This window comes from Tardiphaga sp. 37S4 (genome assembly GCF_021044645.1).
GTDB classification, from domain to species: domain Bacteria; phylum Pseudomonadota; class Alphaproteobacteria; order Rhizobiales; family Xanthobacteraceae; genus Tardiphaga; species Tardiphaga robiniae.
On record NZ_CP088008.1, the window covers coordinates 2,559,620 to 2,585,117 of the forward strand.

28 protein-coding genes and 1 riboswitch are annotated in these 25,498 nt (G+C 61.5%); of the genes, 9 read left to right on the forward strand and 19 right to left on the reverse strand.

Annotated features, from left to right (window positions below; translation table 11 throughout):
- Nucleotides 1–42: 42 nt before the first annotated feature.
- Nucleotides 43–447 (reverse strand): SPW repeat domain-containing protein, encoded by a 405-nt coding sequence (locus LPB73_RS12490; RefSeq protein ID WP_089264717.1) that lies wholly within the window; start codon nucleotides 445–447, stop codon nucleotides 43–45.
- A gap of 284 nt (nucleotides 448–731) precedes the next feature.
- On the opposite strand from LPB73_RS12490, the gene LPB73_RS12495 reads away from it, so the two are divergent.
- Together LPB73_RS12495 and LPB73_RS12500 are read left to right on the forward strand one after the other, a co-directional pair.
- The gene (locus LPB73_RS12495; RefSeq protein WP_093758688.1) at nucleotides 732–1,016 is read left to right on the forward strand and encodes a GNAT family N-acetyltransferase; all 285 of its coding nucleotides are present in this window, start codon (nucleotides 732–734) and stop codon (nucleotides 1,014–1,016) included.
- Entirely contained in the window at nucleotides 1,013–1,285 is a 273-nt protein-coding gene (locus LPB73_RS12500; protein ID WP_231080753.1) for a GNAT family N-acetyltransferase, read from the forward strand. The genes LPB73_RS12495 and LPB73_RS12500 overlap by 4 nt, the downstream gene beginning before the upstream one ends.
- A gap of 160 nt (nucleotides 1,286–1,445) precedes the next feature.
- Here the strand turns inward: LPB73_RS12500 and LPB73_RS12505 are convergent, their stop codons facing one another.
- Nucleotides 1,446–2,237 (reverse strand): fumarylacetoacetate hydrolase family protein, encoded by a 792-nt coding sequence (locus tag LPB73_RS12505; RefSeq protein ID WP_231080754.1) that lies wholly within the window; start codon nucleotides 2,235–2,237, stop codon nucleotides 1,446–1,448.
- A gap of 114 nt (nucleotides 2,238–2,351) precedes the next feature.
- Nucleotides 2,352–2,726, reverse strand: coding sequence for a DUF3597 domain-containing protein (locus LPB73_RS12510; protein WP_089264465.1), 375 nt, complete (start codon nucleotides 2,724–2,726; stop codon nucleotides 2,352–2,354).
- A gap of 526 nt (nucleotides 2,727–3,252) precedes the next feature.
- On the opposite strand from LPB73_RS12510, the gene LPB73_RS12515 reads away from it, so the two are divergent.
- Nucleotides 3,253–4,065 (forward strand): lytic murein transglycosylase, encoded by an 813-nt coding sequence (locus LPB73_RS12515; protein ID WP_184516344.1) that lies wholly within the window; start codon nucleotides 3,253–3,255, stop codon nucleotides 4,063–4,065.
- A gap of 61 nt (nucleotides 4,066–4,126) precedes the next feature.
- Here the strand turns inward: LPB73_RS12515 and LPB73_RS12520 are convergent, their stop codons facing one another.
- Nucleotides 4,127–4,357: a hypothetical protein gene (locus tag LPB73_RS12520; protein WP_349768809.1), complete on the reverse strand. Its 231-nt coding sequence runs from the start codon at nucleotides 4,355–4,357 to the stop codon at nucleotides 4,127–4,129.
- Nucleotides 4,358–5,131: 774 nt separating this feature from the next.
- Here LPB73_RS12520 and LPB73_RS12525 point away from each other — a divergent pair.
- From LPB73_RS12525 to LPB73_RS12535, 3 genes are all read left to right on the forward strand, one after another.
- Complete coding sequence (locus LPB73_RS12525) at nucleotides 5,132–5,284, forward strand: DUF1127 domain-containing protein (RefSeq protein ID WP_081421766.1); 153 nt, start codon at nucleotides 5,132–5,134, stop codon at nucleotides 5,282–5,284.
- Between the two features lie 200 nt (nucleotides 5,285–5,484).
- The gene (gene trmFO, locus LPB73_RS12530) at nucleotides 5,485–6,918 is read left to right on the forward strand and encodes a methylenetetrahydrofolate--tRNA-(uracil(54)-C(5))-methyltransferase (FADH(2)-oxidizing) TrmFO (RefSeq protein ID WP_089264467.1); all 1,434 of its coding nucleotides are present in this window, start codon (nucleotides 5,485–5,487) and stop codon (nucleotides 6,916–6,918) included.
- A gap of 30 nt (nucleotides 6,919–6,948) precedes the next feature.
- Nucleotides 6,949–8,052, forward strand: coding sequence for a serine/threonine protein kinase (locus LPB73_RS12535; protein ID WP_231080755.1), 1,104 nt, complete (start codon nucleotides 6,949–6,951; stop codon nucleotides 8,050–8,052).
- On the opposite strand, the gene LPB73_RS12540 is transcribed toward LPB73_RS12535, so the two are convergent.
- The 5 genes from LPB73_RS12540 to yajC are packed head-to-tail and all read right to left on the reverse strand — an operon-like array spanning nucleotide 8,044 to nucleotide 12,318.
- Complete coding sequence (locus tag LPB73_RS12540) at nucleotides 8,044–8,889, reverse strand: phytoene/squalene synthase family protein (protein WP_231080756.1); 846 nt, start codon at nucleotides 8,887–8,889, stop codon at nucleotides 8,044–8,046. The two genes, LPB73_RS12535 and LPB73_RS12540, sit on opposite strands and share 9 nt — an antisense overlap.
- Nucleotides 8,886–9,269, reverse strand: coding sequence for an Mth938-like domain-containing protein (locus LPB73_RS12545; RefSeq protein WP_089264470.1), 384 nt, complete (start codon nucleotides 9,267–9,269; stop codon nucleotides 8,886–8,888). The genes LPB73_RS12540 and LPB73_RS12545 overlap by 4 nt, the downstream gene beginning before the upstream one ends.
- Before the next feature lies 1 nt (nucleotide 9,270).
- Nucleotides 9,271–10,272, reverse strand: coding sequence for a protein translocase subunit SecF (gene secF / locus LPB73_RS12550; RefSeq protein WP_170849718.1), 1,002 nt, complete (start codon nucleotides 10,270–10,272; stop codon nucleotides 9,271–9,273).
- A 31-nt stretch (nucleotides 10,273–10,303) separates the two neighbouring features.
- Complete coding sequence (gene secD / locus LPB73_RS12555) at nucleotides 10,304–11,902, reverse strand: protein translocase subunit SecD (RefSeq protein ID WP_231080757.1); 1,599 nt, start codon at nucleotides 11,900–11,902, stop codon at nucleotides 10,304–10,306.
- Between the two features lie 44 nt (nucleotides 11,903–11,946).
- Nucleotides 11,947–12,318 carry a preprotein translocase subunit YajC gene (gene yajC, locus LPB73_RS12560; RefSeq protein ID WP_093758697.1) on the reverse strand — a complete coding sequence of 124 codons (372 nt, stop codon included), beginning with the start codon at nucleotides 12,316–12,318 and terminating at the stop codon, nucleotides 11,947–11,949.
- A gap of 194 nt (nucleotides 12,319–12,512) precedes the next feature.
- On the opposite strand from yajC, the gene LPB73_RS12565 reads away from it, so the two are divergent.
- Nucleotides 12,513–13,496, forward strand: a complete 984-nt coding sequence (locus tag LPB73_RS12565; RefSeq protein WP_231080758.1) for an ATP-binding protein — start codon at nucleotides 12,513–12,515, stop codon at nucleotides 13,494–13,496.
- Between the two features lie 47 nt (nucleotides 13,497–13,543).
- Here LPB73_RS12565 and metE read toward each other — a convergent pair whose 3' ends face one another.
- From metE to LPB73_RS12580, 3 genes are all read right to left on the reverse strand, one after another.
- The gene (metE, locus tag LPB73_RS12570) at nucleotides 13,544–15,919 is read right to left on the reverse strand and encodes a 5-methyltetrahydropteroyltriglutamate--homocysteine S-methyltransferase (RefSeq protein WP_231080759.1); all 2,376 of its coding nucleotides are present in this window, start codon (nucleotides 15,917–15,919) and stop codon (nucleotides 13,544–13,546) included.
- 104 nt (nucleotides 15,920–16,023) lie between these two features.
- Nucleotides 16,024–16,235, reverse strand: a riboswitch (cobalamin riboswitch).
- Between the two features lie 168 nt (nucleotides 16,236–16,403).
- Nucleotides 16,404–17,807 (reverse strand): M23 family metallopeptidase, encoded by a 1,404-nt coding sequence (locus tag LPB73_RS12575; RefSeq protein ID WP_231080760.1) that lies wholly within the window; start codon nucleotides 17,805–17,807, stop codon nucleotides 16,404–16,406.
- A gap of 107 nt (nucleotides 17,808–17,914) precedes the next feature.
- On the reverse strand, nucleotides 17,915–18,565 hold the full coding sequence (locus LPB73_RS12580) for a protein-L-isoaspartate(D-aspartate) O-methyltransferase (RefSeq protein ID WP_231080761.1): 651 nt from the start codon (nucleotides 18,563–18,565) through the stop codon (nucleotides 17,915–17,917).
- 291 nt (nucleotides 18,566–18,856) lie between these two features.
- Here LPB73_RS12580 and LPB73_RS12585 point away from each other — a divergent pair, with 291 nt between their 5' ends.
- Nucleotides 18,857–19,234, forward strand: a complete 378-nt coding sequence (locus LPB73_RS12585; protein ID WP_120289904.1) for a response regulator — start codon at nucleotides 18,857–18,859, stop codon at nucleotides 19,232–19,234.
- Nucleotides 19,235–19,261: 27 nt separating this feature from the next.
- Here LPB73_RS12585 and surE read toward each other — a convergent pair whose 3' ends face one another.
- Nucleotides 19,262–20,029: a 5'/3'-nucleotidase SurE gene (surE, locus tag LPB73_RS12590; protein WP_231080762.1), complete on the reverse strand. Its 768-nt coding sequence runs from the start codon at nucleotides 20,027–20,029 to the stop codon at nucleotides 19,262–19,264.
- Between the two features lie 256 nt (nucleotides 20,030–20,285).
- Here surE and LPB73_RS12595 point away from each other — a divergent pair, with 256 nt between their 5' ends.
- On the forward strand, nucleotides 20,286–20,789 hold the full coding sequence (locus LPB73_RS12595; protein WP_231080763.1) for a hypothetical protein: 504 nt from the start codon (nucleotides 20,286–20,288) through the stop codon (nucleotides 20,787–20,789).
- A 21-nt stretch (nucleotides 20,790–20,810) separates the two neighbouring features.
- On the opposite strand, the gene serS is transcribed toward LPB73_RS12595, so the two are convergent.
- From serS to scpB, 6 genes are all read right to left on the reverse strand, one after another.
- The gene (serS, locus tag LPB73_RS12600; protein ID WP_231080764.1) at nucleotides 20,811–22,115 is read right to left on the reverse strand and encodes a serine--tRNA ligase; all 1,305 of its coding nucleotides are present in this window, start codon (nucleotides 22,113–22,115) and stop codon (nucleotides 20,811–20,813) included.
- Between the two features lie 79 nt (nucleotides 22,116–22,194).
- Nucleotides 22,195–22,506 carry a hypothetical protein gene (locus tag LPB73_RS12605; RefSeq protein ID WP_231080765.1) on the reverse strand — a complete coding sequence of 104 codons (312 nt, stop codon included), beginning with the start codon at nucleotides 22,504–22,506 and terminating at the stop codon, nucleotides 22,195–22,197.
- Nucleotides 22,507–22,583: 77 nt separating this feature from the next.
- Nucleotides 22,584–23,399, reverse strand: a complete 816-nt coding sequence (gene tatC, locus LPB73_RS12610) for a twin-arginine translocase subunit TatC (RefSeq protein ID WP_089264481.1) — start codon at nucleotides 23,397–23,399, stop codon at nucleotides 22,584–22,586.
- Nucleotides 23,396–23,920 carry a Sec-independent protein translocase protein TatB gene (tatB, locus tag LPB73_RS12615; RefSeq protein ID WP_231080766.1) on the reverse strand — a complete coding sequence of 175 codons (525 nt, stop codon included), beginning with the start codon at nucleotides 23,918–23,920 and terminating at the stop codon, nucleotides 23,396–23,398. The genes tatC and tatB overlap by 4 nt, the downstream gene beginning before the upstream one ends.
- Nucleotides 23,921–24,005: 85 nt before the next feature.
- The gene (locus tag LPB73_RS12620) at nucleotides 24,006–24,245 is read right to left on the reverse strand and encodes a twin-arginine translocase TatA/TatE family subunit (protein ID WP_231080767.1); all 240 of its coding nucleotides are present in this window, start codon (nucleotides 24,243–24,245) and stop codon (nucleotides 24,006–24,008) included.
- Between the two features lie 141 nt (nucleotides 24,246–24,386).
- Nucleotides 24,387–25,493 (reverse strand): SMC-Scp complex subunit ScpB, encoded by a 1,107-nt coding sequence (gene scpB / locus LPB73_RS12625; RefSeq protein WP_231080768.1) that lies wholly within the window; start codon nucleotides 25,491–25,493, stop codon nucleotides 24,387–24,389.
- Between the last annotated feature and the right edge of the window lie 5 nt (nucleotides 25,494–25,498).

The following is a 25,498-nucleotide window of genomic DNA, read 5'->3' on the forward strand; positions in this document are numbered from 1 at the left end:
CGCCGGCCTCACGACAAGACCGGCGGGCCTGATCGCTTGTTGTCACTGCCCGTGCTGGGCCATTTCCCCATCACTCAAATCCCAGTCCTGCCACAACTGCAGTGCTGCCAGCAGCACCACGAGACCGCCGAGGCAGGTATGGATGAATCTGAGCATGCCGTCGCCGGAATAACCAAAGAAAAGTGGCGAGGCGATCAGCCACAGACCGAGAATGATCGCGGCCACCTCCTCCCAGCGTTGCAGCGCGACATACTCAAGCTGCGCAAGGCCAAATACCAGGACGCCAACCGCCACCGTGTTAATGATTATGGCGCTGGGGGTCCCCCCGGTATATTGATGACCGTTCTGCGTAGGAAACCAGGGCGAGAGCGCAATCAGAACGCCAAGCGCCATGCCAAACCAGTCTTCCCACGTGCGATGCGTACCGAGAAACCGAGAGTCTGACATCGTGACCTCCTCCAAAAGAGGCATACGTCAGCGGCCGTTGGCATGACACTCCAACTGTCAAACGACCGATCCGGCCGCTTCGGGGCGTATGTCTACAATTGACGTAGGAACCCGCTTTGCCTTTGCAAGGCCACGCCAAAGCCATTTTTCACAGCGCGCAGAACGGCAAAGAGCCCTGCGCGACGACATGGATTTCCCCTATCAGATGAAGCATGCGGCGGCTGTATTGCACCCGTTTAGAAATGACTGCTACCTTCTCCCGGACACCTGTGAATGGAATGAGAATGAGCAACGCGGTCTATAACAATACTTCGCTTCACCGTTTCGAACTTGCGGTCGACGGCCATATTGCTTTCACCGAATATACCCGGACGTCCGATACCATCACCTTCGTCCACACCGTCGTGCCGCAGGAATTGGGCGGCAGAGGTATCGGCTCACAGCTTGCCCGCGGCGCGCTCGATGCCGTCCGTGCACAGGGATTGAAGGTCGTGGCGCAGTGCCCCTTCATCGCGGCATATATCGCGAAGCATGCGGACTATCAGGATTTGCTGAAAGACGCGGCATGACCGGCGTTCGCGACAACAAGGCGCTCAATCGCTTCGAGCTGGATGTCGGCGACTCCGTCGCCTTTGCGAATTATCGCCGTGCCGGCGATCGCGTCATCATCACGCATACCGAGACGCCGCCTGCCCTGCGCGGCCGCGGCATCGCGTCAGAACTGGTCAAGGGCGCGCTCGGATTGATCCGTGCGGATGGGCTGAAGGTCGTGGCGGGTTGCTCGTTTGTGGTGGACTATCTTCACCAGCATCCGGACTATGCGGATCTGGTCGGCTAGCCACACACACGTCTTTCCGGGGCGCGAGCGCGACTTGGCGATCGCGAACCCGGAATCTGGAAATGTTTTGAGTTCTCATTGCATCGGGATTCCGGGTCTGCGCTTTAGTCGGCTCTGCCGACTTGCGCGCATCCCGGAATGACAAGTGTGTGGCAAAACCTCAAACGACCTTGATCGACATGTCCGGCAAGCCCTGGATCTTGCAGAGCAGCACGTCGCCTTTCACGACCGGGCCGACATTCTCCGGTGTGCCGGAATAGATGATGTCGCCGGCCTTCAGCTCGAAGGCGTCCGAGAGTTTCGATATCTGCTCGGCGACGCTCCAGATCATCTTGTCGAGGTCGGAGGTCTGCTTCACGGTGTCATTGACCGCGAGCGAGATCGGACCCTTGGTCATGTGCCCGGTCTTGGCGACCGGATGGATCGGGCCGATGACTGCGGCGTGGTCAAAACTCTTGCCGATCTCCCATGGCTTCTTCTCGTCGCCCATGGCGCGCTGCAGATCGCGGCGGGTCATGTCGAGTCCGACAGCATAGCCATAGACATGGTCGAGCGCCTTATCGACGGGGATATTGGTGCCGCCGGATTTCAGCGCGGCGACGAGTTCGACCTCGTAATGATAGTTCTTGGTGAGCGACGGATACGGGTGATCGGCGACCTCGCCGATCTTGACGTTCTGGATCGCGTCGGTTGGCTTCTGGAAGAAGAACGGCGGCTCGCGCGTCGGGTCCGATCCCATCTCGCGGGAATGCGCCGCGTAGTTGCGACCGATGCAATAGATGCGGCGCACCGGAAACACGTCGGTCTCGCCGACGATGGGAATCGTCACCGTCGCGACCGAGAATATGCCCTTGGGACCGGCCTGCGCCTGCGCGGCCTCGCCCGCCAATGCGCTGCCAGCCAGGGCAACGGCACCGGTGGTCAGAATCGTTCTGCGGTTGATGGGGTCCATGGCGTTTCTCCTCGTATGTTCTTGTTTTCTGGTCTTGTATTTATGCGCGCTGGTATACCACAGCAAAAAGGCCCGCGCGAGCGCGGGCCTTCGACTCCGTCCCAAACGGGAAGTTTAGTGCTTGATGTCGGCCGGCAGCTTGCCGCCATTGGCAGCGAGCTTGGTCATCATCTGCTTGTGCAGCCAGATGTTCATGCTGGCGGAATCGCTGGTGTCGCCGGTGTAACCGAGCTCCTTGGCGAGATCCTTGCGAGCCGACAGGCTGGAGTCGATGTCGAGCGCCTTCATCAGGTCGACGATCGAGGTCTTCCATTCCAGCTTCTCGCCCTTGGCCGCCACGGCCTTGTCGAGGATCGCAGCAACGTCAACACTGTCCATCGGCGCGGCGCCTGCGGGAGCCGAACCGCCGGCGGCCGGCGCGGCATCAGGGGATGCTGCACTGGCGCTGGTGCCGAAAATCGCGCCCATGATCTTTCCGAAAATGCTCATATGTCGCTCCCAATAGCTTTCGTGACAGATTGAAGAATTCGTGCCGTGTTTGGTTCCGGCAGCACCAGCCGGTTCATACTTGTATCCGCCCACCGTTCGCTTGCCAATGCGACGCGATAGACTGCGGGGAAGAGTCGTTCCAAGCAACTGCCCAAGCCAGTTGGCAAAGTTATCGGCAGACCGTTTGACATCGGTAGCAAGGTCCGACTGAATTGAGGCAAAAGCCCGGCCGCTGCATTGCAGCGCTGTGAATGTCGGACGACATTTTCACCGAAGCGTGAGCCACGGCGTCAGGTGCTGACCGCGCGGCAAGGCTGGCAGTTCATCGTCTTCAATGGCGCAGCGACGAGTAACGTGGACCGATAGTCTGATCTCGCCCAATGATGCCTCTCGCAGAATTGCGCGAGAGGCCGTCATGCTGTTCTGATATCACTGCGCAAGCCTTGTTTTGGCCGCGGTTCACCGGAAGGCTTATCGCGCAATATCGTCGCGACATTATTCACGATCGAATGAGAGCCTTGAGACCATGCGCGCCCTGCTTTGTACGTTTCTGCTTGGTACAGTCCTGATCTCGCCGCTAGCGCCGGCCCTTGCTGCGCCTTCCTGCGGCACCGGGAGTTTCGATGGCTGGCTCGCCGCCTTCAAGACGGAAGCCGTCGGCAAGGGCATTTCGCAGAAGACCGTCGATGCGGCACTGACCGGCGTCACCCTCGACAACAGCGTATTGTCGCGCGACCGCGGCCAGCAGGTCTTCAAACAAAGCTTCGAGGAATTTTCCGGACGGATGGTGCCACCAAGGCTGCGTCGCGGCAGCGACATGCTGAAGCGTTACGGCTCGGTGCTCGGGCGCATTGAACAGCAATATGGCGTGCCCGGTCCGGTGCTGGTGGCGATCTGGGGGTTGGAGACCGACTATGGCGTGAATGTCGGCAAATTCCCTACCATCCGCGCCATCGCGTCGCTCGCATATGATTGCCGACGCGCCGAGATGTTTCGCGGTGAATTGCTCGATGCCCTGCGCATTGTCGACCGCGGCGACCTCGCGCCTGCCGAGATGCATGGCGCCTGGGCCGGCGAAATCGGTCAGACGCAATTCATGCCATCGTCCTACCTGAAATTCGCTGTCGACTTCGACGGCAATGGCCATCGCGACCTGCTGCGCAGCGCGCCCGACGTGCTGGCCTCAACGGCAAACTATCTCGCCAGCTATGGCTGGAAGCGCGATCAGGATTTTGCGCCGGGGACTGCGAACTTCGCGGTCATTCAGCAGTGGAACAAGAGCGAGGTCTATTCGAAGACCATCGCCACTTTCGCCAGTCAGCTCGCCAAAGAACCGTAGACTCGCATGAGATGATGGAAGGGCCGTCCGCTCCTCAGCAAGCGGCCCCTCCCGTGATGTCCTACTTCGTCATGCCAACATGCATGGCCCTGGTCAGATGGACCGCACACACGCCCATCTTGTTGTCGAGCAACGCGGTCTGCGCATCCGTCATTTCCTTGAAGGCAACCCACTTCGCATCGCCGTCCGGCATCGCCTCGACGGCGGTTTCGGTTTTCAGCAGGTTGCTGCCGCTGCAGCCTTCCATACGCGCAGCCGAAGCCGGCACCGCAGCGAACACAACAGCAGCCATGGCGGCCGCTCCCAGTAATCTTGTGATCATCTTGTTTGTCCTTCGCAACAGAACCGACGCCATTGCCGGATTCTGTAGAAGGAATTGATACGTCCGGCTGCGATCCAGGAAATAACAGCCGCAGTGAATTGAATGTGAGGCGGTTGTGATCGCCACCAAGAACACTCAGCTTTTTGGCGCTTCAGAAATCGAGAGCAACAAACTTACACAAATGTAATTCGCACGCATTCACTGACGTCGCGGCATCGGCCTTTTGATGTGCCTCCGGAGGCCAACAGCAATCGCGTTTCGGCAGGACGTCGAGTTGCATATGTATTTGCCTTCACGCATGCAGTTTAGCGAAAAGTCGCCCCACAAGCCTCACGTAAGGATGATTTATTGTTCATTCCTAATACTCGTATGCGAATCACGCATAGCGACGCCGAGCAGGAACTTACGAGGAACCGCCGAGTGCGCTGGCTGATTGAGGTCAGAAAGGCTCTATCGCGCCGGTTCAGCCTCTGGTATCCGGCTGAGCTTTGGAACACCTCCAAACGCATGATTTAACTAACTAATTAACAGCTATAATCATCGCTAAAGGTGCCTCAATACGCACTGTCCCCGCAAAATCACCTCCCAGCGCCAAGAGGTTAATCATTCCTTGCGCGAGCTATGCAATCCTTGACTAGCTGCATCGCAACATCTCGACTGCTGCACTGCGATATTGTCACCTATATTCACTTCAACAGCGAAGCACCTCGCAAGAGATGAATCGCTTAACGAAGGAGAACTCAAATGCTGCTTTCATTCATCCGCATGATCCAGGCGTTCCGCGACTATCAGCGCAACGTTGCCGAACTCTCCCAGCTCAGCGATCGCGAGCTTTCCGACATCGGTCTCGACCGTTCGGACATTCCGCGTGTTGCTTCTGGCGCCTATAACGGCTGATCCGTCAGGACGTTCTATCTGTCCTGCCTGACGTTTCACGGATTGCGCCCGCCTCGCGCGGGCGCAATCGTGGTTCCCTGAAGACACCGTCTTCGGAGCCAGACGCCTTCGAACCAAAGCGTCTTCAAAGCTTTGGCTAACCGGCCGAATTTCCGCGAAGCGAATTCCACTTCGCGCCGAAACGCGCTACATGCGGGGCCATGACAACAGCCCCAAACCCAGACGACTGCGTCCATGTGATCGGCGCGGGCCTCGCCGGCTCGGAAGCCGCCTGGCAGGTCGCCAATGCCGGCATTCCCGTGATCTTGCACGAGATGCGGCCGCACCAGATGACCGACGCCCATCGTACCGATGGCCTCGCCGAGCTGGTCTGCTCCAATTCCTTCCGTTCTGACGATGCACTCAACAACGCTGTCGGGCTGCTGCATGCCGAAATGCGCAAGCTGGGCTCGCTGATCATGCGCTGCGCTGATGCCAACCAGGTGCCCGCCGGTGGCGCGCTGGCCGTCGACCGCGACGGCTTCTCCGATGCCGTGACCAAGGCGCTGAACGATCACCCGCTCATCACCATCGACCGCGCCGAAGTCGCCGGCCTGCCGCCTTCCGACTGGCGCAATGTCATCGTCGCGACAGGGCCATTGACCTCCGCAGCGCTCGCGGACGGCATCCGTGGGCTAACCGACGAGAACGCGCTGGCCTTCTTCGATGCCATCGCACCGATCGTTCATAAAGACTCGATCGACATGGAGATCGCCTGGTTCCAGTCGCGCTACGACAAGGTCGGGCCCGGCGGCACCGGCGCCGACTACATCAACTGCCCGATGACCCATGAGCAATATGATGCCTTCATCGATGCGCTGCTGGCGGGCGAAAAGACCGACTTCAAGGAATGGGAAACCAACACGCCGTATTTCGACGGCTGCCTGCCCATCGAAGTGATGGCCGAGCGCGGCCGCGAGACGCTGCGTCACGGCCCGATGAAGCCTGTGGGTCTGACCAACCCACGCGATCCCCTCGTGAAGCCCTACGCCATCGTGCAGCTGCGCCAGGACAACAAGCTCGGCACGCTCTACAACATCGTCGGCTTCCAGACGAAGCTGAAATACGGCCCGCAGCAGCAGGCATTGCGGATGATCCCCGGCCTGCAGAATGCCGAATTCGCACGGCTCGGCGGCCTGCATCGCAACACCTTCCTGAATTCGCCAAAGCTGCTCGACGAGCAACTCCGCCTGAAGGCGCAACCGCGCCTGCGTTTCGCCGGCCAGATGACCGGCTGCGAAGGCTATGTGGAGTCCGCCAGCGTCGGCCTGATCGCCGGCCTCTATGCCGCGGCCGATGCCAAGCGCCAGTCGCTGGCGCCCCCGCCCGTGACGACGGCGCTGGGCTCGTTGCTCGGCCATATCACCGGCGGCCACATCGAAACCGTCGATGCAGGCCCGCGCTCTTTCCAGCCGATGAACATCAATTTCGGCCTGTTCCCGCCGCTGGCTCAGGCGCCTACCAAGAAGCCCGACGGCTCGCGGCTGCGCGGCAATGAGAAGACCGTTGCCAAGAAGCAGGCGATGAGCGTGCGGGCGCTGGCCGACATGGATGACTGGATTGCCGCCAGCCTGCCCGTTGCAGCCGCAGCATGACGCCGGCGATTTGAATTTCAGGATTGTTCGATGAGTTTGCCGCCACAGGACGCCGCTGCGCTGTCCAAGACCTGGACCGAAGGCGTGTTGCTGAAACGCGACGTGTTCTCGACCGTCGAGCGCGGCCGCTATCGCACGTCATCGGGCGAAGTCGATGCGGTGCTGCGCCGGCTCGACCAGGTGCCGTGGTGGTCATATCTGCTGGCGCTGCATCTGTTCACGCGGGAACGCCGCGCACTGACGCTGGCGCGCGATCTGCGCGTCGGGCCTGAATTGCTCTGGGCCGGCGACCGCGCGCTGGTGCGCGGCTTCATCGACGGCGTCGCACTGCATCTCGCCAAGCCGCATCACGATGCGCGCTATTTCAAATCCGCGAAGCTGGCGCTGCGCAAGCTGCATCGCATGGGCGTGTGCCATAACGATCTCGCCAAGGAACAGAACTGGCTGCGCGGCAGCGATGGCCTCGCCTACGTCACCGACTTCCAGCTCGCGGTCTGTTTCAAGTCCCGCAGCCAGCTGTTTCGCATCGCCGCCTATGAAGATCTGCGTCACCTCCTGAAGCACAAGCGGACTTACGCGCCGGAGCTTCTGACGCCGAAGGAAAAGGCGATTCTGGCGAAGAAGTCGCTGCCGGCACGGATCTGGCTGATGACCGGCAAGAAGGTCTATCGCGCCATCACCCGCGGCATCTTCAACTTCACCGACCGCGAGGGCGGCGGCAAGCGTCTGGTCAACGACGCGCCCCCTCTGCTCGAGATCATCAAGCAGAACCCGGCGGTGCGCGACGCGTCGATCGTCGCCTTTGCCGACCGGCGCACTGGCGTCGGGCTCTATGCTTTCGTGGAGGCTGATGACGTCGCGCTGGAAACGAAGCTACAGAATGAGTTAGCCGCCGCCAAGGGCGCAAAGCCGCCTGAGCATCTGCAAGTCGTCGCAGCCCTGCCCCGCGACGCGTCAGGCCGCGTTCGCACCGAAGTGCTGCAGCTCGTCGCCATGAACCAGGTCGATCTGCTGGAGCCGTTGATGACCAGCGACGCCGACCGCGCATTCCTGAAGGGCATCCTGGAGTCGCGGAAGAACCTGCGCGACCGTTTCAACTTCGAGACGACAGACCAGAAGCTGACGTCACACTGAGCGCGAGGCGCGCCACAGCGTCCACAGGGTCCGCAGCCGCGATCTGAGGTGGAGCTCGAACGGATCGTGATCCGCTCGGGCCATCTGCGCCAGATCGTGCTTCACCAGCGCCATGGACAGGAACGCCCTACGCGCAGCCGGCGACACATCGGCGAGCATTCCCTGCGCTGTCGCGAGTTGCTCCTGCGCGCCTGATATCAGCCGATCCAGCGTTGCACGGATGCTTGGCGTCATCTTGCCGGCAAACATCTGATCGGCGCTGCTGCCGTTCTGCAGGAGCATGTCCTGGGGAACGAACAATTGCCGCCGCATCGTGTCATAGGGCAGACGCGTAATGATCCACGCGACGCCTTGGGCCAGCCCGGCATGCTCGGCGACATGAGCGCTGGCCTCAGACCCGTCGCCGAGGATCTTTGCCGATGAGAACAGCAAAGTCCCGAGCGTATCGCGAAAGTGGCTCTCGAGCAGCGCGAGATCCGGCATCGGGTCGTTGTAGAGATCGAAGATGTGCACATCGATCAGCTTGGACAGCCTGTCGACGGAAAGATCGTGCGCGCGGATCGCCAGAAGTAATTCGGCAGCAACGGGGTTCTGTTCGACATCGCCGTGACCTGCGCCGGCCAGCATGTCGGTCCACCATTGCAGCCGGATCTCGCCGGGCAACGGTTGTTTCACGAGCTCGCGGACGCGGGTAATTTCCGTATTGAACGCATAGAGCGCCAGCAGCGAACGGCGCTTGTCGGCAGGCACGAACAAGGTCGCCGCGTAGCGGTCAAAGTCATGGCTGCGCACCAACTGCGCGCAGAAAGCCGCGGAGCTCTGATCAGCACCACTCATGGCACCGCGATCAACGCAGCGGCAACGCGGCGGCGCTCGCCCAACATGACATTATAGGTGCGGATCGCCGGGCCGGTTTGCATCGCGTCGATCACCACGTGAAGATTGCGCAAAGCGTTGCGAAGATCGTTCGGGACGATCCAGACCTCGTTGCCGGTGCCGATGATCAGCGTGTCGATGCCTGCCGCGCCTTCGAACACGCGCCGCAGCGAATGGCGGTCGATGTCACTGGCCTTGGTGACCGACCACGCCCACACCGCATCGGGCAGGCACAGCAGCGAGCCCTGATGCGACATGGTGTCGAAGTGGAAGCCACCCTTGCCGTAGGCTTCGATGGCGGCCGAGCGCGGAAGGTGCGGCGCTTCGGGATCGACCGGCATCTCAGGGCTTCGGCTTCGCGGCCGGCTTGTCGGCGTCTTCGCGGTGTTCGCCGACGCCGAGATAGATCAGCAGCGGCGCGGCGATGAAGATCGAGGTGTAGGTGCCGACCAGCACGACGCCGAAGATCATGACGGCGGTGAAGGAGTGGATCGCCTGGCCGCCAAACGCGTAGAGCGCCAGCAGCGCCAGCGTCACGGTGACGTGGGTGATGATCGAACGCGACAGCGTCGAATTGATCGACTCGTTCAGCAGCTCCGGCATCGGCATCTTCTTGTAGCGACGCAGAATCTCGCGAATACGATCGTAGATGACCACGGTGTCATTCAGCGAATAACCGAGAATGGTCAGCAGCGCCGCAATACTGGTGAGATCGAAGTCGACCTGCGTGATCGACATGAAGCCGATCGTCAGCACGATATCGTGGACGTTGGCGATCATGGCGCCCAAGGCGAACTGCCATTCGAAGCGGAACCAGAGATAGATCAGGATGCCCATGATCGCGACGATCAGGCCGAGCATGCCGTAAGCCAGCAATTCGCCGGAGACGCGCGGACCCACCACTTCGACGCGGCGATATTCGACGCTGTCACCGAGGGCTGCACGAACCTTCTGAACGGCGGCCTGCTGCGCGGCATCGCCACCCGGCTGTTCGGCCAGACGGATCAGCACGTCGGCCGCGCCGCCGAACTGCTGCAGCTGCACGTCGCCGAGTTGCAGGGCGGCGAGCGTCGAGCGCATCGCGCTGATATCGGCCGTACCGGATTTGGCCTGGACTTCGAGCAGCGTGCCACCCTTGAAGTCGATGCCGAAATTCAGCCCGTGCGTGAAGAACAGCACGATGGCGAGGATCGACAGCAGCGCCGAAATCGGGAACGAGATGCGGCGGAAGCGCGTGAAATCGAACTTCGTATCGTCGGGCACGATGCGGAGCGACGGCAACAGATCGAAGATTGCCACGATCGACAGAATGACGATCAGCGCGCCCAGGCCTGCCAGAACCATTTGTGTCGTTGTCAAAGTCTGCTCCGTAAACTCAAATCGGCACGCTGGTCGGCCGCTTCCACCTGACCCAGCCGGCGACGATCAGACGGGTCACGGTGAAGGCCGTGAAAACCGTTGTGATGATGCCAATGCCAAAGGTCACGGCGAAGCCGCGGACCGGTCCGGTGCCGATGTAAAACAGCACCGCAGCGGCGATGAAGGTCGTGATGTTGGAATCCAGAATGGTCGCCAGCGCGCGCTTGAAGCCGGCATCGATCGCCGAAATGGCGGTGCGGCCGGCGCGCAATTCCTCGCGGATGCGCTCATAGATCAGCACGTTGGAGTCCACGGCGATGCCGACTGTCAGCACGATGCCGGCGATACCGGGCAGCGTCAGCGTGGCGTTGAGCAGCGACAGGATGCCGAAGATCATCAGCACGTTGATGGTCACCGCGATGTTGGCGAACAGGCCGAACAGGCGGTAGGTCAGCAGCATGAAGACGATGACTAGGATCGAGCCGACATAGGCCGCAAGCTCGCCCTTGGCGATCGAGTCGGCGCCGAGGCCGGGGCCAACGGTACGCTCCTCGATGATGCTGAGCGGCGCAGGCAGCGCGCCGGCACGCAGCAGGATCGCGAGATCATTGGCGCCCTGCACCGTGAAGCTGCCGGAGATCTGGCCGGAGCCGCCGGTGATCGGCTCGCGAATGACCGGGGCGGAGACCACTTCGTTATCGAGCACAATGGCGAAGGGCAGATTGACGTTCTTCACCGTGGCATCGGCGAACTTGCGGGCGCCGGACGTGTTGAAGCGGAACGAGACGATCGGCTCGTTGGTGCGCTGATCGAAGCCCGGCTGCGCATCGGTCAGGTCAGCGCCCGAGACCAGCACTTCCTTCTTCACGAGATACGGCGTCTTCGGAGACTGCGAGCTCATCAGGAGTTCGGAGTCCGGCGGCACCCTGCCTTGCGCCTGCTCGGCCGGGAGCGAGGTGTCGACCATGCGGAAGTCGAGCTTCGCGGTCTTGCCCAGCAATTCCTTGAGGCGGGTCGGGTCCTGTAGGCCCGGCACCTGCACCAGGATGCGATCGAGGCCCTGACGCTGGATCAGCGGTTCAACGGTGCCAAGTTCGTTGACACGGCGCTCGACGATCTGGATCGACTGTTCGACCGACTGGCGGATGCGGTCATTGATCGCTGCCGGCGGTACCGAAAGGCGGATCAGGCCGTTGCCTGCGTCCGAGACTTCCAGGCTGCGCTGGCCGCTTTGCCCCATCAGGCCGCCGAGCGGTTGCGACAGTTCGCGCAGCTTGCTGAGCGCGGTCTGATATTCGGTGTCCTTGGTGATACGGACTTCGACATTGTCGCCACGAACGCCAAGGCCGGTATAGACGATCTTGGCATCACGCAGCGTGCGGCGGACGTCGTCGCGCACCTGATCGAGCTTGTCCTTCTTGACCGAATTGGCATCGACTTCGAGCAGGATGTGCGAGCCGCCCTGCAAGTCGAGGCCCAGCACCAGATGGCGCTGCGCCCATTTCGGCCAGGTTTTCACGGTGGCTTCGGGGAAGAAATTCGGAACCGCGCACAGGCAGACCACGAGCGCCGTCAGAATGACCGCCAGCGCCTTCCACCGCGTGAAATACAACATCGAGATGATCCGTCAGATTCTTGAAATGGCGACGCGCAAACGCATCAGCTCGCGGCCGCGTCGTCCTTGGCATCAGCCTTGTCCGCCTTTTCCTTGGCGGGCTCACCCTTGGTGCGCACGCCCGAGATCATCGTGCGGAGCTGACGTACGCGAACGCCTTCGGCGAGTTCGAACTCAACCTGCTCGTCATCGACCACCTTGGTGACCTTGCCAACGAGACCGCCCGACGTGACGATGGTGTCGCCGCGGCGGATGTTCTTCACCATCTCGGCGTGGTCCTTCACCTTCTTCTGCTGCGGACGCAGGATCAGGAAATACATGATCACGAAGATCAGCGCGAAAGGCAGCAGCGACATCAGCATGCTGTTGGTGTCGCCGCCGGCTGCAGCCTGGGCAAACGCAGGGGTAATGAACATCGGGAAGTCCTCGTAAACGCTGGGGAATAAACCGGCGACGCGTCGGCGTTCGGCCGGTTTGGGTAAATTCGCGCGGACTATAGCGGCCGGCGTCCCAATTGCAACGCCGGTAACCCCTCTGATTTGTCTGCGATTTGTACCGCTTGCGGATGTGTTCCGGGCTCGATATGGGTGCGCGCCGAGGAAAGTCAAAAATGTCAAAAAAGCCCAATAAAACAAGCCGCCGCCCTACCAAAAAGGCTCCCGCGACCCGCTCGTCAAAGACCGTCCGCACGACCGCGGCAAAACGTCCGCGACCAGCCGCCGCCCCCCTGATCGACGAACGGATCGCACTCGCCCTTGAGGCCATTGCCGCCGGCATGGCCGCCGCGGCGCCGAAGCGCTCCAATGCCGATTCTCTGGCCCAGGCCGACGCCTTCATCTGGCATCCCGACGGCCGTCTGGCCCCAGTCCCCAAAGTCAGCCGGGTCGATATTGGCCTGCTGCAGGGCATCAATCAGCAGGTCGACACCCTGATCGAGAACACCCGGCGCTTCGCCAACGGCCTGCCGGCCAACAACGCGCTGCTCTGGGGCGCGCGCGGCATGGGCAAGTCATCGCTGGTCAAGGCCGCGCATGCCTCGGTCAATGCCAGCAAGTCCGTCGCCGGCCGCCTCAAGCTGGTCGAGATCCATCGCGAGGATATTGAAAGTCTGCCCGCCCTGATGGAACAGATCCGCGCCTCGGATTTCTATTTCATCGTGTTCTGCGATGATCTTTCTTTCGACGGCAACGATGCGTCCTACAAATCGCTGAAAGCCGTATTGGAAGGCGGCATCGAAGGCCGGCCGGACAACGTGATCCTCTATGCGACCTCGAACCGCCGCCATCTGCTGGCGCGCGAGATGATCGAGAACGAACGCTCGACCGCGATCAATCCCGGCGAAGCGGTCGAAGAGAAGGTGTCGCTGTCGGATCGTTTCGGCCTCTGGCTCGGCTTCCACAAATGCAGCCAGGACGAATATCTCGACATGGTGCGCGGCTATTGCAGCCACTACGGCCTCAAGACCGACGCCGCCGAGCTCGAGCGAGACGCATTGGAATGGTCGACCACCCGTGGCTCGCGCTCAGGTCGCGTGGCCTGGCAGTTCGTGCAGGAGCTCGCAGGACGCCTGGGCGTGAAGCTGGCCCCAAAGTAAAGACAAGTGCCGCCCCGTCATGACAACGGGGCGACGCCAGCCTTCTTTTATACTAGGCCTCGCAACTCGCGTGCTGCCGCGACCATATTTACGAGCGCAGGCCGCACCTCCTCCCATTTGCGGGTTTTCAGTCCACAATCGGGGTTGATCCAGAGCTGGGCGTCCGCCAGCCGCTGCCGTGCAAGCTTGAGCAAATCGACCATGTCGCGAGTTTCAGGCACCCGCGGCGAGTGGATGTCATAGACCCCGGGACCTATCTCGTTTGGATACTTGTAGGTCCTGAACGCATCGAGCAGCTCCATCTTCGATCGTGACGTTTCGATGGAGATCACGTCCGCGTCCATGGCACCGATCGCGTCGATGATGTCGTTGAACTCCGAGTAGCACATATGCGTATGGATCTGCGTGTCATCCCGCACGCCTGACGAACAGATGCGGAAGCTCTCCACGGCCCAATCGAGATAGGACTTCCATTCCGATTTGCGCAGCGGAAGCCCTTCGCGGAGTGCCGCTTCGTCGATCTGGATCATGCCGGCGCCAGCCTTTTCCAGATCGGCCACCTCATCGCGTATCGCGAGCGCGATCTGGCGACAGGCGACTTCGCGGGGAATGTCGTCACGCACGAACGACCAGTTCAGGATCGTGACAGGCCCTGTCAGCATGGCCTTCATCGGACGTTCGGTGAGCGACTGTGAGTACTGCCACCATTCGACGGTCATCGGATGCGGCCGAAACACGTCGCCGAACAGCACAGGTGGCCGCACGCAGCGGGAGCCATAGGATTGCACCCAGCCGTGTTTGGTGAAGGCGAAGCCGGAAAGTAGCTCACCAAAATACTGCACCATGTCGTTGCGCTCGAACTCGCCATGCACCAGCACGTCGAGGCCGATATTCTCCTGCCAGCGCACCGCCCTCGCCGTCTGGTTCTGCAGGAACGTCTTGTAGGCAGCATCGCTGAGCGTGCCCCTGACATAGGCCCCGCGAGCGTTTCTCACTTCCGCGGTTTGCGGAAACGAGCCGATGGTCGTTGTCGGGAATGCCGGCAGCTTGAAGCGTCGATGCTGATCGGCCGCACGTGTGGCAAAGTCACTGCCGCGACGACGCATGGTCGCATCAGCAGAAGCGACGCGTTTGGCGACCGCAAGATCGTGGATCTTCGACGATGCCATTCGCGCAGCCGCCGCGCCATCCGACGCGGCAAGCGATGCAGCGACATCCGCGCGGCTGCCAGCCAGCGCTGCTCCAAGTGCGGCCAGCTCTTCCATCTTCTGGATCGAAAAAGCCAGCCAGCTTTTGACGTCCGGATCGAGATCAGTCTCAAGGCCGAGATCAATCGGCACATGCAGCAGTGAGCAGGACGGCGCCAGCTCAACGCGATGCCGTCCCAGGAGATCGACCATGGGCTCCAACCCATCGAGCAGACTGGACAGATCGGACCGCCAGATATTGCGGCCATCGATCACGCCGAGCGAGAGGATCATGTCCTTCCGCGCCTTCGCAGCGACTTCGTCAAACTGCTCCGGTCCACGGACCAGATCGAGATGAAGCCCGGCGACGGGAAGTGACAGGGCCAGATCGAGGTTGTCGCCAAGTTCGCCAAAATAAGTGTTCAGCATGATCCGGAGTTGCGGGACCGCTTCCGCAAAAGCAGCGTAAGTCCGCTGCAGCGCCTGCCTTGCGGGCGCGTCGAGATCGAGCACCAGACACGGCTCATCCAGTTGCACCCACTCAGCGCCGCTGTCGGCTAATTCCCCGAGCACCTCGACATAGACGGGCAGCAATCGATCGAGCAGCGTCACCGGGTCGAATGACGCATCCATACTCTTGGCCAGTTTGAGATAGGTCACAGGCCCGACTAGCACAGGTCGTGTCTGATAACCCAGCGATCTCGCCTCCTCGTACTCCTTGATCGGCTTGCGCGATGCGAGACTGAAGGTCTGATCCTGCGCCAGTTCAGGCACCATGAAGTGGTAGTTGGTATCAAACCACTTGGTCATCTCCTGTGCTGGTACGCCTTGCGACGAGTCATGCGCATGAGGGCCGTGCGTACAGGCCTCGTCATGCGCGGCGCCTTGTGATCCACGTGCCATGGCAAAATAGGTCGCGAAGGAAACGTCTCCGCCCTTCCAGCCATAGACTTTGGGAATGGCGCCGACCATGACGCTGGTATCGAGCACCTGATCGTAGAATGAGAAGTCGTTCGACGGCATGACCGTGATCCCGAGCGACTTCTGACGTGCCCAGTTTGCGGCACGCAGCCCGACGCCGACATCGATCAGCGCATTCTCGTCGATTGCACCGGACCAATAGCTTTCCAGCGCCATCTTGAGCTCACGCCGCGGACCGATCCGTGGCGTGCCCAATGTAGCAACAGGAAGTGAAGTAGCTGATTTTGAAGAAGTAGACTTTGACACAGTAGACATGGCTTAACCCCAATGATTGGGGGCAAAAGGCCAAAGTGACACGTCTGGATTCCACGACGGCAGTCGCGGAATCGCAACCGCACCACCGGGACACCCCGCCCGAGGACGTTTATGTTGTCGAGGCAGGTCTCCTGGCTCGCGGGTCAATGCTGCTGTCCGGCCTTCCCAAAACCTTTGCGGGTCTCAGTGACTTTAATGGACAGCGGCTCACCGCTTACAGTTGCGGGGGCAGCTCCGGCCTTGGCTTAACGCCTCACCGGCTTCCCTCTTAGCTTCGGGCAAACCTTCCCGAAGAACCACGACATGTCCACATATGGGCAACATCGCGCGGCAGTCAACCGAGCTTGCGTGCGCAAGCTGCCCACTCGCAGCAGCGCGTTGAAGATTCCGGAGCTGGAGTGGGCCGCAGCCCCGAGATCAAACGCATCAAGCCCGGCACGAGGCCGGGCTTGCTTAAATGCGAACTACACTTCGTGGATTGCGCTTACGCCCCGTTGAGGAACTGCAGCGGATCGACCGGCGACGAGCCCTTGCGGATCTCGAAGTGAAGCTGCGGCGAAGTAACCTCACCGGACTGGCCGGACTTGCCGATCACCTGACCGCGCTTGATGGTCTCGCCACGCTTCACCATCAGCTCACTCGCATGGGCATATGCGGTGACGTAGCCGTTGGAGTGACGAACGAGGACCAGATTGCCGTAACCCTTCAGCTCGTTGCCGGAATAGGCAACGACGCCATCTTCGGCAGCCTTGATCGGCGTGCCTTCCGGCACGGCGACGTTGATGCCGTCGTTGGACTTGCCATTGGTCTTGGCGCCGTAGCCTGTGACCACGCGGCCGCGCACCGGCCAACGGAACGTCGGCAAAGCGCCGGTTGCGTCAGCGGCTTTAGTCGGCGATTCCGGCGTGGTTTCTTCAGGCGTCGTCGTGGCACTTGCGAGACGGGCCTTCTGTGCGGGTTCGGCAGAAGCAACACGGGCCACGGCAGCGGACGTGACCGCACCAGCCGGAGCAGCCGTCACGGCTGCGACGGGCGCAGCGAGCGGCGCGGCTACAGGAGCTGCGTTGGCCGTACGCGCACCGGGTACCGTGATCTTGGAGCCGAGCTTCAATTGGGCAGTCGGCGCCAGACCATTGGCGCGCGCGAGTTCGGCGACCGACACGTTGTTCCGGCGCGAGATGCTCATCAGCGTATCGCCGCGATTGACGAAATGCATGGTCGATGCGCCGACGGCAGGTTTGCTCGCAGCAGCGGCAACGGCCGGAGTTGCCGCAGCGCCCTGGCGCGGAATGATCAGCGACTGGCCGGGCGACAGCGCGCGCGGACCCTTGTAGCCATTGGCCTGCAGGATCGCGGCCGACGAGACGTTGTAGCGCTTCGCCAGACCGTCGAGCGTGTCGCTGGTGCCGACGATGATCGAGGTGCCGCCATCACGGGCAAGGCCGTTGGTCGCTGCAACCGAGCGCGGCGCCGTGGAGCCGGTGGTTTCGATCGGCGCGCGTGCGGGCGGCGGCGTATACATACCGTTGCCGCCCCCGCTGACGGGAGCAGCCGACGCAACCGGACGAGCTGTCGGATAGGACTGCGGCGCCGAGATCGGCGGCGGCAAAGCCTGGGATTGATACTGCCGCTGCGGATTATAGGCCGGGCGCTGATACTGCGGCAGCTCCTGGCGCTCGACCGGCGCGCGCGGTGCTCGCTGCGGCACCGAGCCGGTGGTTTCGCCTTGCCAGCCAAAGCCACGGGACTGACCTGAGTCAAAATTTGGATTCTGAGATAGCCGTGTCTGCATGTCGGCGCTGCAGCCGGCAAAACCGATAGACATCAGCGCCAGCACCGCGACCTGCGGAGCGCGGCGCGAGTAAAGCAACTCGACAACGCTGGACATTGGTTACTCACTCATACGCAACAAACAACTGAATTGAGTAAACACCGTCTCCGTTACCAAGCCTTTAACCTTGCGACCAACACGTGACAGCCGTTCACGAACTTTTTTCAGAGTTCGCGCGCGATGCCCGGAAGTGCAGGCACGAAACGCACGTCCACGAGCTCCTTTCGCTCCAATCCATCCCCGGTTTTGCGGATCCGGACCAGGGTCTGGACGCCATTGTGAGGACCAACTGGCGCAACCAGAATACCGCCCTCCTCAAGTCGGTCGGTCAGCGCCGCGGGCACCTCCTCCACAGCGGCGGTCACGACGATCCGGTCAAACGATCCCAAATTGGCAGCCGGGTTGAGGCCATCGCCGAGCATGACCTCGATATTGTGGAGGCCGAGTGCCTCCAACCGGGTCCGGGCGGCGTCGGCCAGCGTGCGATAGCGCTCGATGCTGAGCACGTCGCGGACGAGCTTTGACAGGATCGCGGCCTGGTAGCCCGATCCCGTGCCGACCTCGAGCACACGGTGACCGGCATTCAATTGCAGCTGTTCGGTCATATAGGCCACCACGAAGGGCTGGCTGATGGTCTGACCGCAGGCAATGGCCAAGGCCGTATCCCGCCAGGCATGGGCGCGATCGTTCGGCTCGACGAAGCGATCACGCGGAATATCCTCCATTGCGCGCAGCACCAGCCGATCGCTGATCCCACGGCGCCGCAGACCAAGCTGAAACGTCATCTGTTCGGGCGGCTGTCCGACGGTAATCATGGAAATGCCTCACGCAGCACAGGTTAGAAACACTCTCGATCTAGCAAAGATAGATTGATGTATTTCTGCGATCGGAACCGGGATAGCCTAACGACAACTTTTATTGTTCCGCACGCGGAACCAGCAACATACCAGCCTGTTATGGGCGGGGCGCTGAAATCCTGATCTTGCTCTATCTGGTACCGAACACGCGACTGCGTCTTTGGGTCACGAAAATGGCAATGCGTCGAGATTGCGTTCAACCCGGGAATTTGCGATTTTGTTCAGAGGATTGGGGCAAGGAAACCGGCCATGACTGCAACGAACCCGCCGGGCGGCTCCGTCTTCCTGGTCGAAGACGAGGTCATGATCCGCATGATGGTCGCCGATATGCTCGAGGAACTCGGCTACAGCGTGGCCGCCGAAGCCGGTGATATCAACGAAGCGATCAAGCTGGCTGGGTCTGCCAAGTTCGACATTGCGATCCTCGACGTCAACGTCAACGGCAAGGTGATTTCGCCGGTCGCCGAGGTGATTGCATCGCGCAACCGCCCGTTCATCTTCGCGACTGGCTACGGCGCGCAAGGCCTGCCGGAAGAATTTCGTGACCGCCCGACGCTGCAGAAGCCCTTCCAGATGGAAACGCTGGCGCAGGTGCTGTCAACGACGCTCAAGGGCGTCGCGGTCTAGGCGAGCCCGCTCGCCTATCTCGAAATCTCAGCCAAGCGCCTTGGTCAGCGCTTCGGAGAATACATCGTCCGTACGATCGAGACGCAGCGGCGTCACCGAGACATAGCGCGCAGCAAGGGCTGCGAGATCGGTGCCCTCCGGCGGGGCTTCCGCGGCGACGATGCGCTCGAAACCGATCCAGAAATACGGATTGTTGCGGCCATCGCGCCGCTCATCGACGCGCAGAAAGCCCTGATTACGCTTGCCCTGCCGGGTGACAACGACACCTTTCACCTCGTCGGCCGCACAGGCCGGGAAGTTGACGTTGATGACGGTGTTCTTCGGCACGCTCGCCTTGATGACCTTGCGCAGCACGTCCGGCCCATATTTCAACGCGGTCTCCCATTGCGGGTTGTGACGCGTTTCCATCGAGAATTCCTGGCTCAACGCCACCGACGGAATGCCGAGAATGGTGCCCTCGAGCGCACCGGCGATGGTACCGGAATAGACCACGTCCTCGGCGACGTTGCGGCCCTTGTTGACGCCGGACAATACGAGATCGGGCTGTTTGTCTTTCAGAATATGACGCGCGCCCATGATGACACAGTCGGTCGGCGTGCCGCGCACGGCATAGTGCCGCGGGCCGACTTCGCGCAGCCGCAACGGATCGTTCAGCGACAATGAATGCGACACACCGGACTGATCGAGCTCGGGCGCCACCACCCAGACGTCATCGGACAATTCCTTGGCGATCTGCTCGATGATCTTCAGGCCGGGGGCGTGAATGCCGTCGTCATTGGTGCAGAGAATGCGCATTCGTGAGGTGCCTTTTCGATCGGGAGGGCCGCTGGCCGGCACCGGTTTTTGCCAGCATGTGCCCGCTTTTGCCACCCCCATTTTGGGCGCTGCTCGTGCGCTGCCGAGGGCTGTCTCGAAGGCGATTTTTCCCGCGAGCCGGAACATTTCGGCGTCGCCGCGATTTCTTATCTAGGTAGGTGAGTGCCAATTGCGTCTGAAGCATGCGCGCTCGACCCGGATGGCCTTGGTCGCAGCGCCCCACAGGGCGACGGAGATGGCGAAACAGCTCGAACGGGTGTTGATCATCGGATTGCCGGCGATCGCGGTTGTCGCCCTGACGGGGTGGCTGCTGCTTCCCAGATTGGCCGAGACCAAGCCCGATCTCGCCCTCAATACGGCGGTGATGGCAACTATGCCCGACGAGTTGAGTGAGGAGGACTTTGCGAAACCCACTCCTTCACAACTCGTCAGCGTCCCCGACGCCGCGGAGCTCAACCGTCTCAGCCTCTCCCGCCAATCATTTCGCCGCGGCGGTCTCGGCTCCAGGGCGCTGATGACTTTCACCGTCCGCAACGCCAACGACTATCCGGTCAAGGACCTCGAAATCGCCTGTGCCTTCCGCAGCCGGGATGGACGCTATGTGACGGAGCGTCGTCGCGTCATCGCGGAGACCGTCAGCACGAAAAGCCGCAAGGCGTTTCCGATGACGCATATGGGCTTTGTCAACATAAAAGCCGAAAAAGCCAAATGCGCGCTGGTCACAGCCAGCCGCGCCTGAGCGGCTGGCGCGCGACGACGCCTAGCCGGCCTGGACGACTTTAAGCCCGCCCATATAAGGCTGCAGCACATCCGGCACGGCAATCGAGCCATCTTCCTGCTGATAGCTTTCCATCACGGCGATCAGCGCGCGACCGACGGCGGTGCCCGAACCATTCAGAGTGTGCACGAAGCGCGGTTTGCCATCCGGCCCGCGCGAGCGCGCATCCATGCGACGCGCCTGGAAATCGCCGCAGACCGAACAGGACGAAATCTCGCGGTAAGCACCGCCGTCGCCCTGGCCCGGCATCCAGACCTCGATGTCGTAGGTCTTCTGCGCAGCAAAACCCATGTCGCCAGTACACAGCGTCATCACGCGGTAATGCAGGCCAAGCCGGCGCAGCACTTCCTCGGCGCAGGACAGCATGCGCTCATGCTCGTTCTTGCTTTCCTCAGGCGTGGTGATCGAAACCAATTCGACCTTGGTGAACTGGTGCTGGCGGATCATGCCACGCGTATCGCGGCCGGCAGCACCAGCCTCGGCGCGGAAGCACGGCGTCAGCGCCGTCATACGCAGCGGCAGCTCTTTTTCGTCAAGGATGGATTCACGAACGAGATTCGTCAGCGGGACTTCGGCGGTCGGGATCAGCCAGTAACCCTGCCCTTCACTACCGATCGCACCGGCGGCGAATTGATCATCGCGAAACTTCGGAAGCTGCGCAGTGCCAAACATCGCATCGTCGCGAACCAAGAGCGGTGGGTTCACTTCCGTGTAGCCATGCTCATTCGTATGCAGATCGAGCATGAACTGCCCGATGGCACGCTCCAGCCGTGCAAGGCCTTTCTTAAGCACGACGAAGCGTGCGCCCGAGAGTTTGGCCGCGGCCTCGAAATCCATGAAGCCCATGGCTTCGCCGATATCGTAATGAGCTTTCGGCGTGAACGCGTAGTTGCGCCTGGCGCCGAAGTGATGACGCTCAACATTGCCGTGTTCGTCGACACCCTCAGGCACTTCGTCGAGTGGCAGATTCGGGATTTCGGCAAGCGCGACGCTGAGCTTATCCTGGGCGTCCTTCACCGCGGCTTCCATCGCCGGCATCGTCGTCTTGAGTTCGGTGACCTCAGCCATCAGCGCATTGGCGCGCACCTCGTCCTTGGTCTTCTTGGCTTCACCGATTTCCTTCGAGGCCGCATTGCGCCGGGCTTGCGCCTGCTCGGACGCAAGGATCGCGGTCCGGCGCGCTTCATCGATCCCCAACAGCGATGCCGACAGTGGCGCCAGCCCCCGCCGCTTCAGCGCAGCGTCGAAAGCTTCGGGATTGTCGCGGATCGATTTAATGTCGTGCATGACGGGATTCCTGAGCGAAAGCGGCTCTGAGTACCCCGAATAGCTGACATTTGGAACATGAAATGGCGCGATCGCCCCGTTAGTGCGCTCGCAGCAGAAACGCAAGTATTCCAATGCAGGCGACGGCGACACTCACTGCGGTAACGACGATGCCACCCAAGCGCACTGTAAGACGAAGCGTCTGAGCCTCCATGGCTGCCTGCAAATCGTTGCGCGTCGCCAACAATCGCGCGTCCAGATCGGACTTAACAGCGAAGAGATCGGATTTCGTGACAAGCTCGGTCATGATGAAATCCCGTGCCGCTTCGGCATGAGCCTCGGCCTGATTGTTCGCTACCCCGGCTTCGCGGAGCCGCTTGGAATAGCCGAGTGTATCAAATGCAAAGGCCACAATCACCTCCGTAGCAGCGCCAGCTGCACAACTTAAGGTAGATTGCCACAATTGCAATTACAAGAACACGTAGGCGCCTACTCCGCCGGCGTCACGTCCGTGCCGGTCCCCGCCGCAGCCTTGGCAGCAGCGGCCTTGGCGGCATTCTTCTCGACCATGCTGACCGCGATAATCGAACCTTCGTAGAGGATCAGCAGCGGGATTGCGAGGGAGGCCTGGCTGATCACATCGGGCGGCGTCAGCACGGCCGCGATAACGAAAGCGATGACGATGAAGTAGCGGCGCTTTTCGCGCAGCTGCTTCGACGTGAGGATGCCGATGCGGCCAAGCAGTGTCAGGATGACGGGGAGCTGGAAGGCGATGCCGAAGGCGAAGATCAACGACATCATCAGCGAGAGATATTCGCCGACCTTGGGCAGCAGCGCGATCTGCGCGGTATCGGAGCTTCCGGTCTGCTGCATGCCCAGCGAAAACCGGATTAGCATCGGCAGCACCAGGAAATAGACCAGCAGCGAGCCCAACGCGAAGAAGAACGGCGTCGCGATCAGATACGGCAGGAACGCGCCCTTCTCGTGCTTGTAGAGGCCGGGCGCCACGAACATGTAGATCTGCGCGGCGATCACGGGGAAGGAGATGAACCCAGCGCCGAACATCGCGAGCTTCAGCTGGGTCAGGAAGTATTCCAGCAGCGCCGTGTAGATGAATTTCGAGTTCTCGGGGCCGGCGACCCAGACGAACGGCCAGACCAGCACGTTGTAGATCTGCTTGGCGAAGAAGAAGCAGAAGATGAAGGCCACGGCAAATGCGAGCAGCGCCTTGATCAGCCGCGACCGCAGCTCGATCAGGTGGTCCATCAAGGGAGCCTTGGAGGCTTCGATATCTTCGGCACTCATGACGCTTTGGCGTCCTTCAGAACGTCGGGATTGGCCGCGTCGGGGGCTGCCGCGCCATCATTAGCAGGAGCGTGGGTTTCGACCGGCGACGGCTGCACTTCCCGGGTAATGGCCAGCGGCTCGTTTACCGCAGCAGTTTCCTGCGCATGCGTCTCGGCCTCAACGAAGGTCTCGGGTGTAGGCGGCTCGGGCGTGGTGGGCACGGCCGGAGGCGTGTCGAGATTGTCAGCCTTGTCGATGGCCATGGCATCGCTGACGTCCTTGGTCAGCGAGGTCATGATGTTGTTGGTGGTGAAGCCGGAGGCGACATCCTTCACGTCGTCGAAGGCCTGTTTGACGTCGGCCATTTCGGCTTCGCGCATCGCCTCGTTGAACTGGCCCTGGAATTCCGAGGCCATCTTGCGGGCCTTGCCCATCCACTGCCCGACCATGCGCAGCACGCCGGGCAGTTCTTTCGGGCCGATGGCAATCAGCGCGACGACCGCGATGACGACCAGTTCACTCCACCCGATATCGAACATGAAAAAATCCGCTCACGCGGGGCTGGATGTGCCCGCGTCTCCTTCAATGGCCGCCGCGATCCCCAAGGACAATCCCTTCGGAACCTCAGACAACCTTGCTGCCGACGTCCGTACGGTTGGCGGTCGGCGCCGGCGGGGTCTGGTCGATGGTGCGGACCGGCTCGGTCGGCTTGTCTGCCGGCTTTTCGTCGTCCGCCATGCCCTTCTTGAAGGCCTTGATACCCTGCGCAACGTCGCCCATCAGGTCGGAAATCTTGCCGCGCCCGAACAACAGCAGGACCACTCCGATCACGACGATCCAGTGCCAAATGCTGAGTGAACCCATCCTGCTAACCCTCCAAACACGCGGCCAGTCGCCCGGCCTGATCTGACCGGAACGTAGGCTGCGGGGGTGTCAAAAACAAGGACTTAACCCTCGTGGAATCGCGGATGTCGCGGCGCAATGCCGCGAGCGTTAATGCCGCGATCAGTGCTTGCGGTCGTCGTCCCGGTCGGTTGCGTCCGGCTCAGCGTCATCCGGCTCATCTTCGTCCTGATCGTCCTCGTCGAGCTCGTCGTCTTCCGCGTCGTCGGAATCGTCTTCATCGTCGTCGAGTTCGGCCGTTTCGGGCTCAGCGGTCTCGTCTTCATCCGACTCGGGCTCTCCGACTTCAGCCGCTTCGGCCTCGCCTTGCTCGGGCTCGATCACGTCGAGATCGCGCGCTTCAAGTTCCGCGACCTCGGCCGCTTCGCTCTCTGGCTCCACAACATCTGCCGTTTCAGTGAATTCGGCCTTGGCCTCGGCAAATTCCTGGGCCTCACCAGCGTATCCGACAGTCCCGGCTCCGGGCTCCTTGAGCTGCAGTTCGGGGAATTCCGGATCGGGTGCCGACAGCGCCAGTTCCAGTTCGCCGCCCTCCAGCGGATCCTCGTCCTCGCGGAGCGTCGGATCGTCAGACGGATTGGGCACGCTGAAGCCGGACGGCAGCCGCGAATCCAAGAGGCCAGTGCCCTTGAGTTCCTCAAGACCCGGCAGATCGCCGAGTGCCTCCAGGCTGAACTGCGACAGGAAGCTCTCGGTGGTACCGAAGGTCAGCGGACGGCCCGGCGTCTTGCGACGGCCGCGCGGCTTGATCCAGCCGGTTTCCAACAGCACGTCGAGCGTGCCCTTGGAGGTGATGACGCCGCGAATATCTTCGATTTCGGCGCGGGTCACCGGCTGGTGATAGGCAACGATGGCGAGCACTTCGATCGCCGCACGCGACAGCTTGCGGGTTTCGGTGGTCTCGCGGGTCATCAGCCAGGACAGGTCACCGGCGGTGCGGAACGTCCATTTGTTGGCGACACGGACCAGATTGACGCCGCGCATGGCGTAATCGGCCTGCAACTGCGCCAGTGCCGCCTTGATATCGACGCCATCCGGCATGCGCTTGGCCAGCGCGGATTGGTCGAGCGGCTCGGTGGATGCGAACAACAGCGCTTCGAGCAGGCGCAATTCTTCTGGGCGCGCCTCCGACTGGACCTCGGATTGTCCCTCGGACTGCACGATCTGATCCTCGACATCGTCGATGCGTTTCTCGGCGAGGCTTGCCATGTCTG

Excerpts from the sequence above, each read along its gene's own strand:
- tatB (WP_231080766.1), bottom strand. The coding sequence starts at position 23,920 with ATGTTCGATATCGGGTGGAGTGAACTGGTCGTCATCGCGGTCGTCGCG.
- metE (WP_231080759.1), bottom strand. The coding sequence starts at position 15,919 with ATGTCTACTGTGTCAAAGTCTACTTCTTCAAAATCAGCTACTTCACTT.
- LPB73_RS12520 (WP_349768809.1), bottom strand. The coding sequence starts at position 4,357 with ATGGCTGCTGTTGTGTTCGCTGCGGTGCCGGCTTCGGCTGCGCGTATG.
- yajC (WP_093758697.1), bottom strand. The coding sequence starts at position 12,318 with ATGTTCATTACCCCTGCGTTTGCCCAGGCTGCAGCCGGCGGCGACACC.
- LPB73_RS12535 (WP_231080755.1), top strand. The coding sequence starts at position 6,949 with ATGAGTTTGCCGCCACAGGACGCCGCTGCGCTGTCCAAGACCTGGACC.
- LPB73_RS12515 (WP_184516344.1), top strand. The coding sequence starts at position 3,253 with ATGCGCGCCCTGCTTTGTACGTTTCTGCTTGGTACAGTCCTGATCTCG.
- LPB73_RS12540 (WP_231080756.1), bottom strand. The coding sequence starts at position 8,889 with ATGAGTGGTGCTGATCAGAGCTCCGCGGCTTTCTGCGCGCAGTTGGTG.
- LPB73_RS12585 (WP_120289904.1), top strand. The coding sequence starts at position 18,857 with ATGACTGCAACGAACCCGCCGGGCGGCTCCGTCTTCCTGGTCGAAGAC.
- secF (WP_170849718.1), bottom strand. The coding sequence starts at position 10,272 with ATGGTTCTGGCAGGCCTGGGCGCGCTGATCGTCATTCTGTCGATCGTG.
- LPB73_RS12575 (WP_231080760.1), bottom strand. The coding sequence starts at position 17,807 with ATGTCCAGCGTTGTCGAGTTGCTTTACTCGCGCCGCGCTCCGCAGGTC.
- LPB73_RS12510 (WP_089264465.1), bottom strand. The coding sequence starts at position 2,726 with ATGAGCATTTTCGGAAAGATCATGGGCGCGATTTTCGGCACCAGCGCC.
- LPB73_RS12490 (WP_089264717.1), bottom strand. The coding sequence starts at position 447 with ATGTCAGACTCTCGGTTTCTCGGTACGCATCGCACGTGGGAAGACTGG.
- surE (WP_231080762.1), bottom strand. The coding sequence starts at position 20,029 with ATGCGCATTCTCTGCACCAATGACGACGGCATTCACGCCCCCGGCCTG.
- LPB73_RS12565 (WP_231080758.1), top strand. The coding sequence starts at position 12,513 with ATGTCAAAAAAGCCCAATAAAACAAGCCGCCGCCCTACCAAAAAGGCT.
- LPB73_RS12580 (WP_231080761.1), bottom strand. The coding sequence starts at position 18,565 with ATGATTACCGTCGGACAGCCGCCCGAACAGATGACGTTTCAGCTTGGT.
- LPB73_RS12545 (WP_089264470.1), bottom strand. The coding sequence starts at position 9,269 with ATGCCGGTCGATCCCGAAGCGCCGCACCTTCCGCGCTCGGCCGCCATC.
- scpB (WP_231080768.1), bottom strand. The coding sequence starts at position 25,493 with ATGGCAAGCCTCGCCGAGAAACGCATCGACGATGTCGAGGATCAGATC.
- LPB73_RS12505 (WP_231080754.1), bottom strand. The coding sequence starts at position 2,237 with ATGGACCCCATCAACCGCAGAACGATTCTGACCACCGGTGCCGTTGCC.
- LPB73_RS12495 (WP_093758688.1), top strand. The coding sequence starts at position 732 with ATGAGCAACGCGGTCTATAACAATACTTCGCTTCACCGTTTCGAACTT.
- tatC (WP_089264481.1), bottom strand. The coding sequence starts at position 23,399 with ATGAGTGCCGAAGATATCGAAGCCTCCAAGGCTCCCTTGATGGACCAC.
- serS (WP_231080764.1), bottom strand. The coding sequence starts at position 22,115 with ATGCACGACATTAAATCGATCCGCGACAATCCCGAAGCTTTCGACGCT.
- LPB73_RS12595 (WP_231080763.1), top strand. The coding sequence starts at position 20,286 with ATGGCGAAACAGCTCGAACGGGTGTTGATCATCGGATTGCCGGCGATC.
- LPB73_RS12620 (WP_231080767.1), bottom strand. The coding sequence starts at position 24,245 with ATGGGTTCACTCAGCATTTGGCACTGGATCGTCGTGATCGGAGTGGTC.
- secD (WP_231080757.1), bottom strand. The coding sequence starts at position 11,902 with ATGTTGTATTTCACGCGGTGGAAGGCGCTGGCGGTCATTCTGACGGCG.
- LPB73_RS12525 (WP_081421766.1), top strand. The coding sequence starts at position 5,132 with ATGCTGCTTTCATTCATCCGCATGATCCAGGCGTTCCGCGACTATCAG.
- LPB73_RS12500 (WP_231080753.1), top strand. The coding sequence starts at position 1,013 with ATGACCGGCGTTCGCGACAACAAGGCGCTCAATCGCTTCGAGCTGGAT.
- trmFO (WP_089264467.1), top strand. The coding sequence starts at position 5,485 with ATGACAACAGCCCCAAACCCAGACGACTGCGTCCATGTGATCGGCGCG.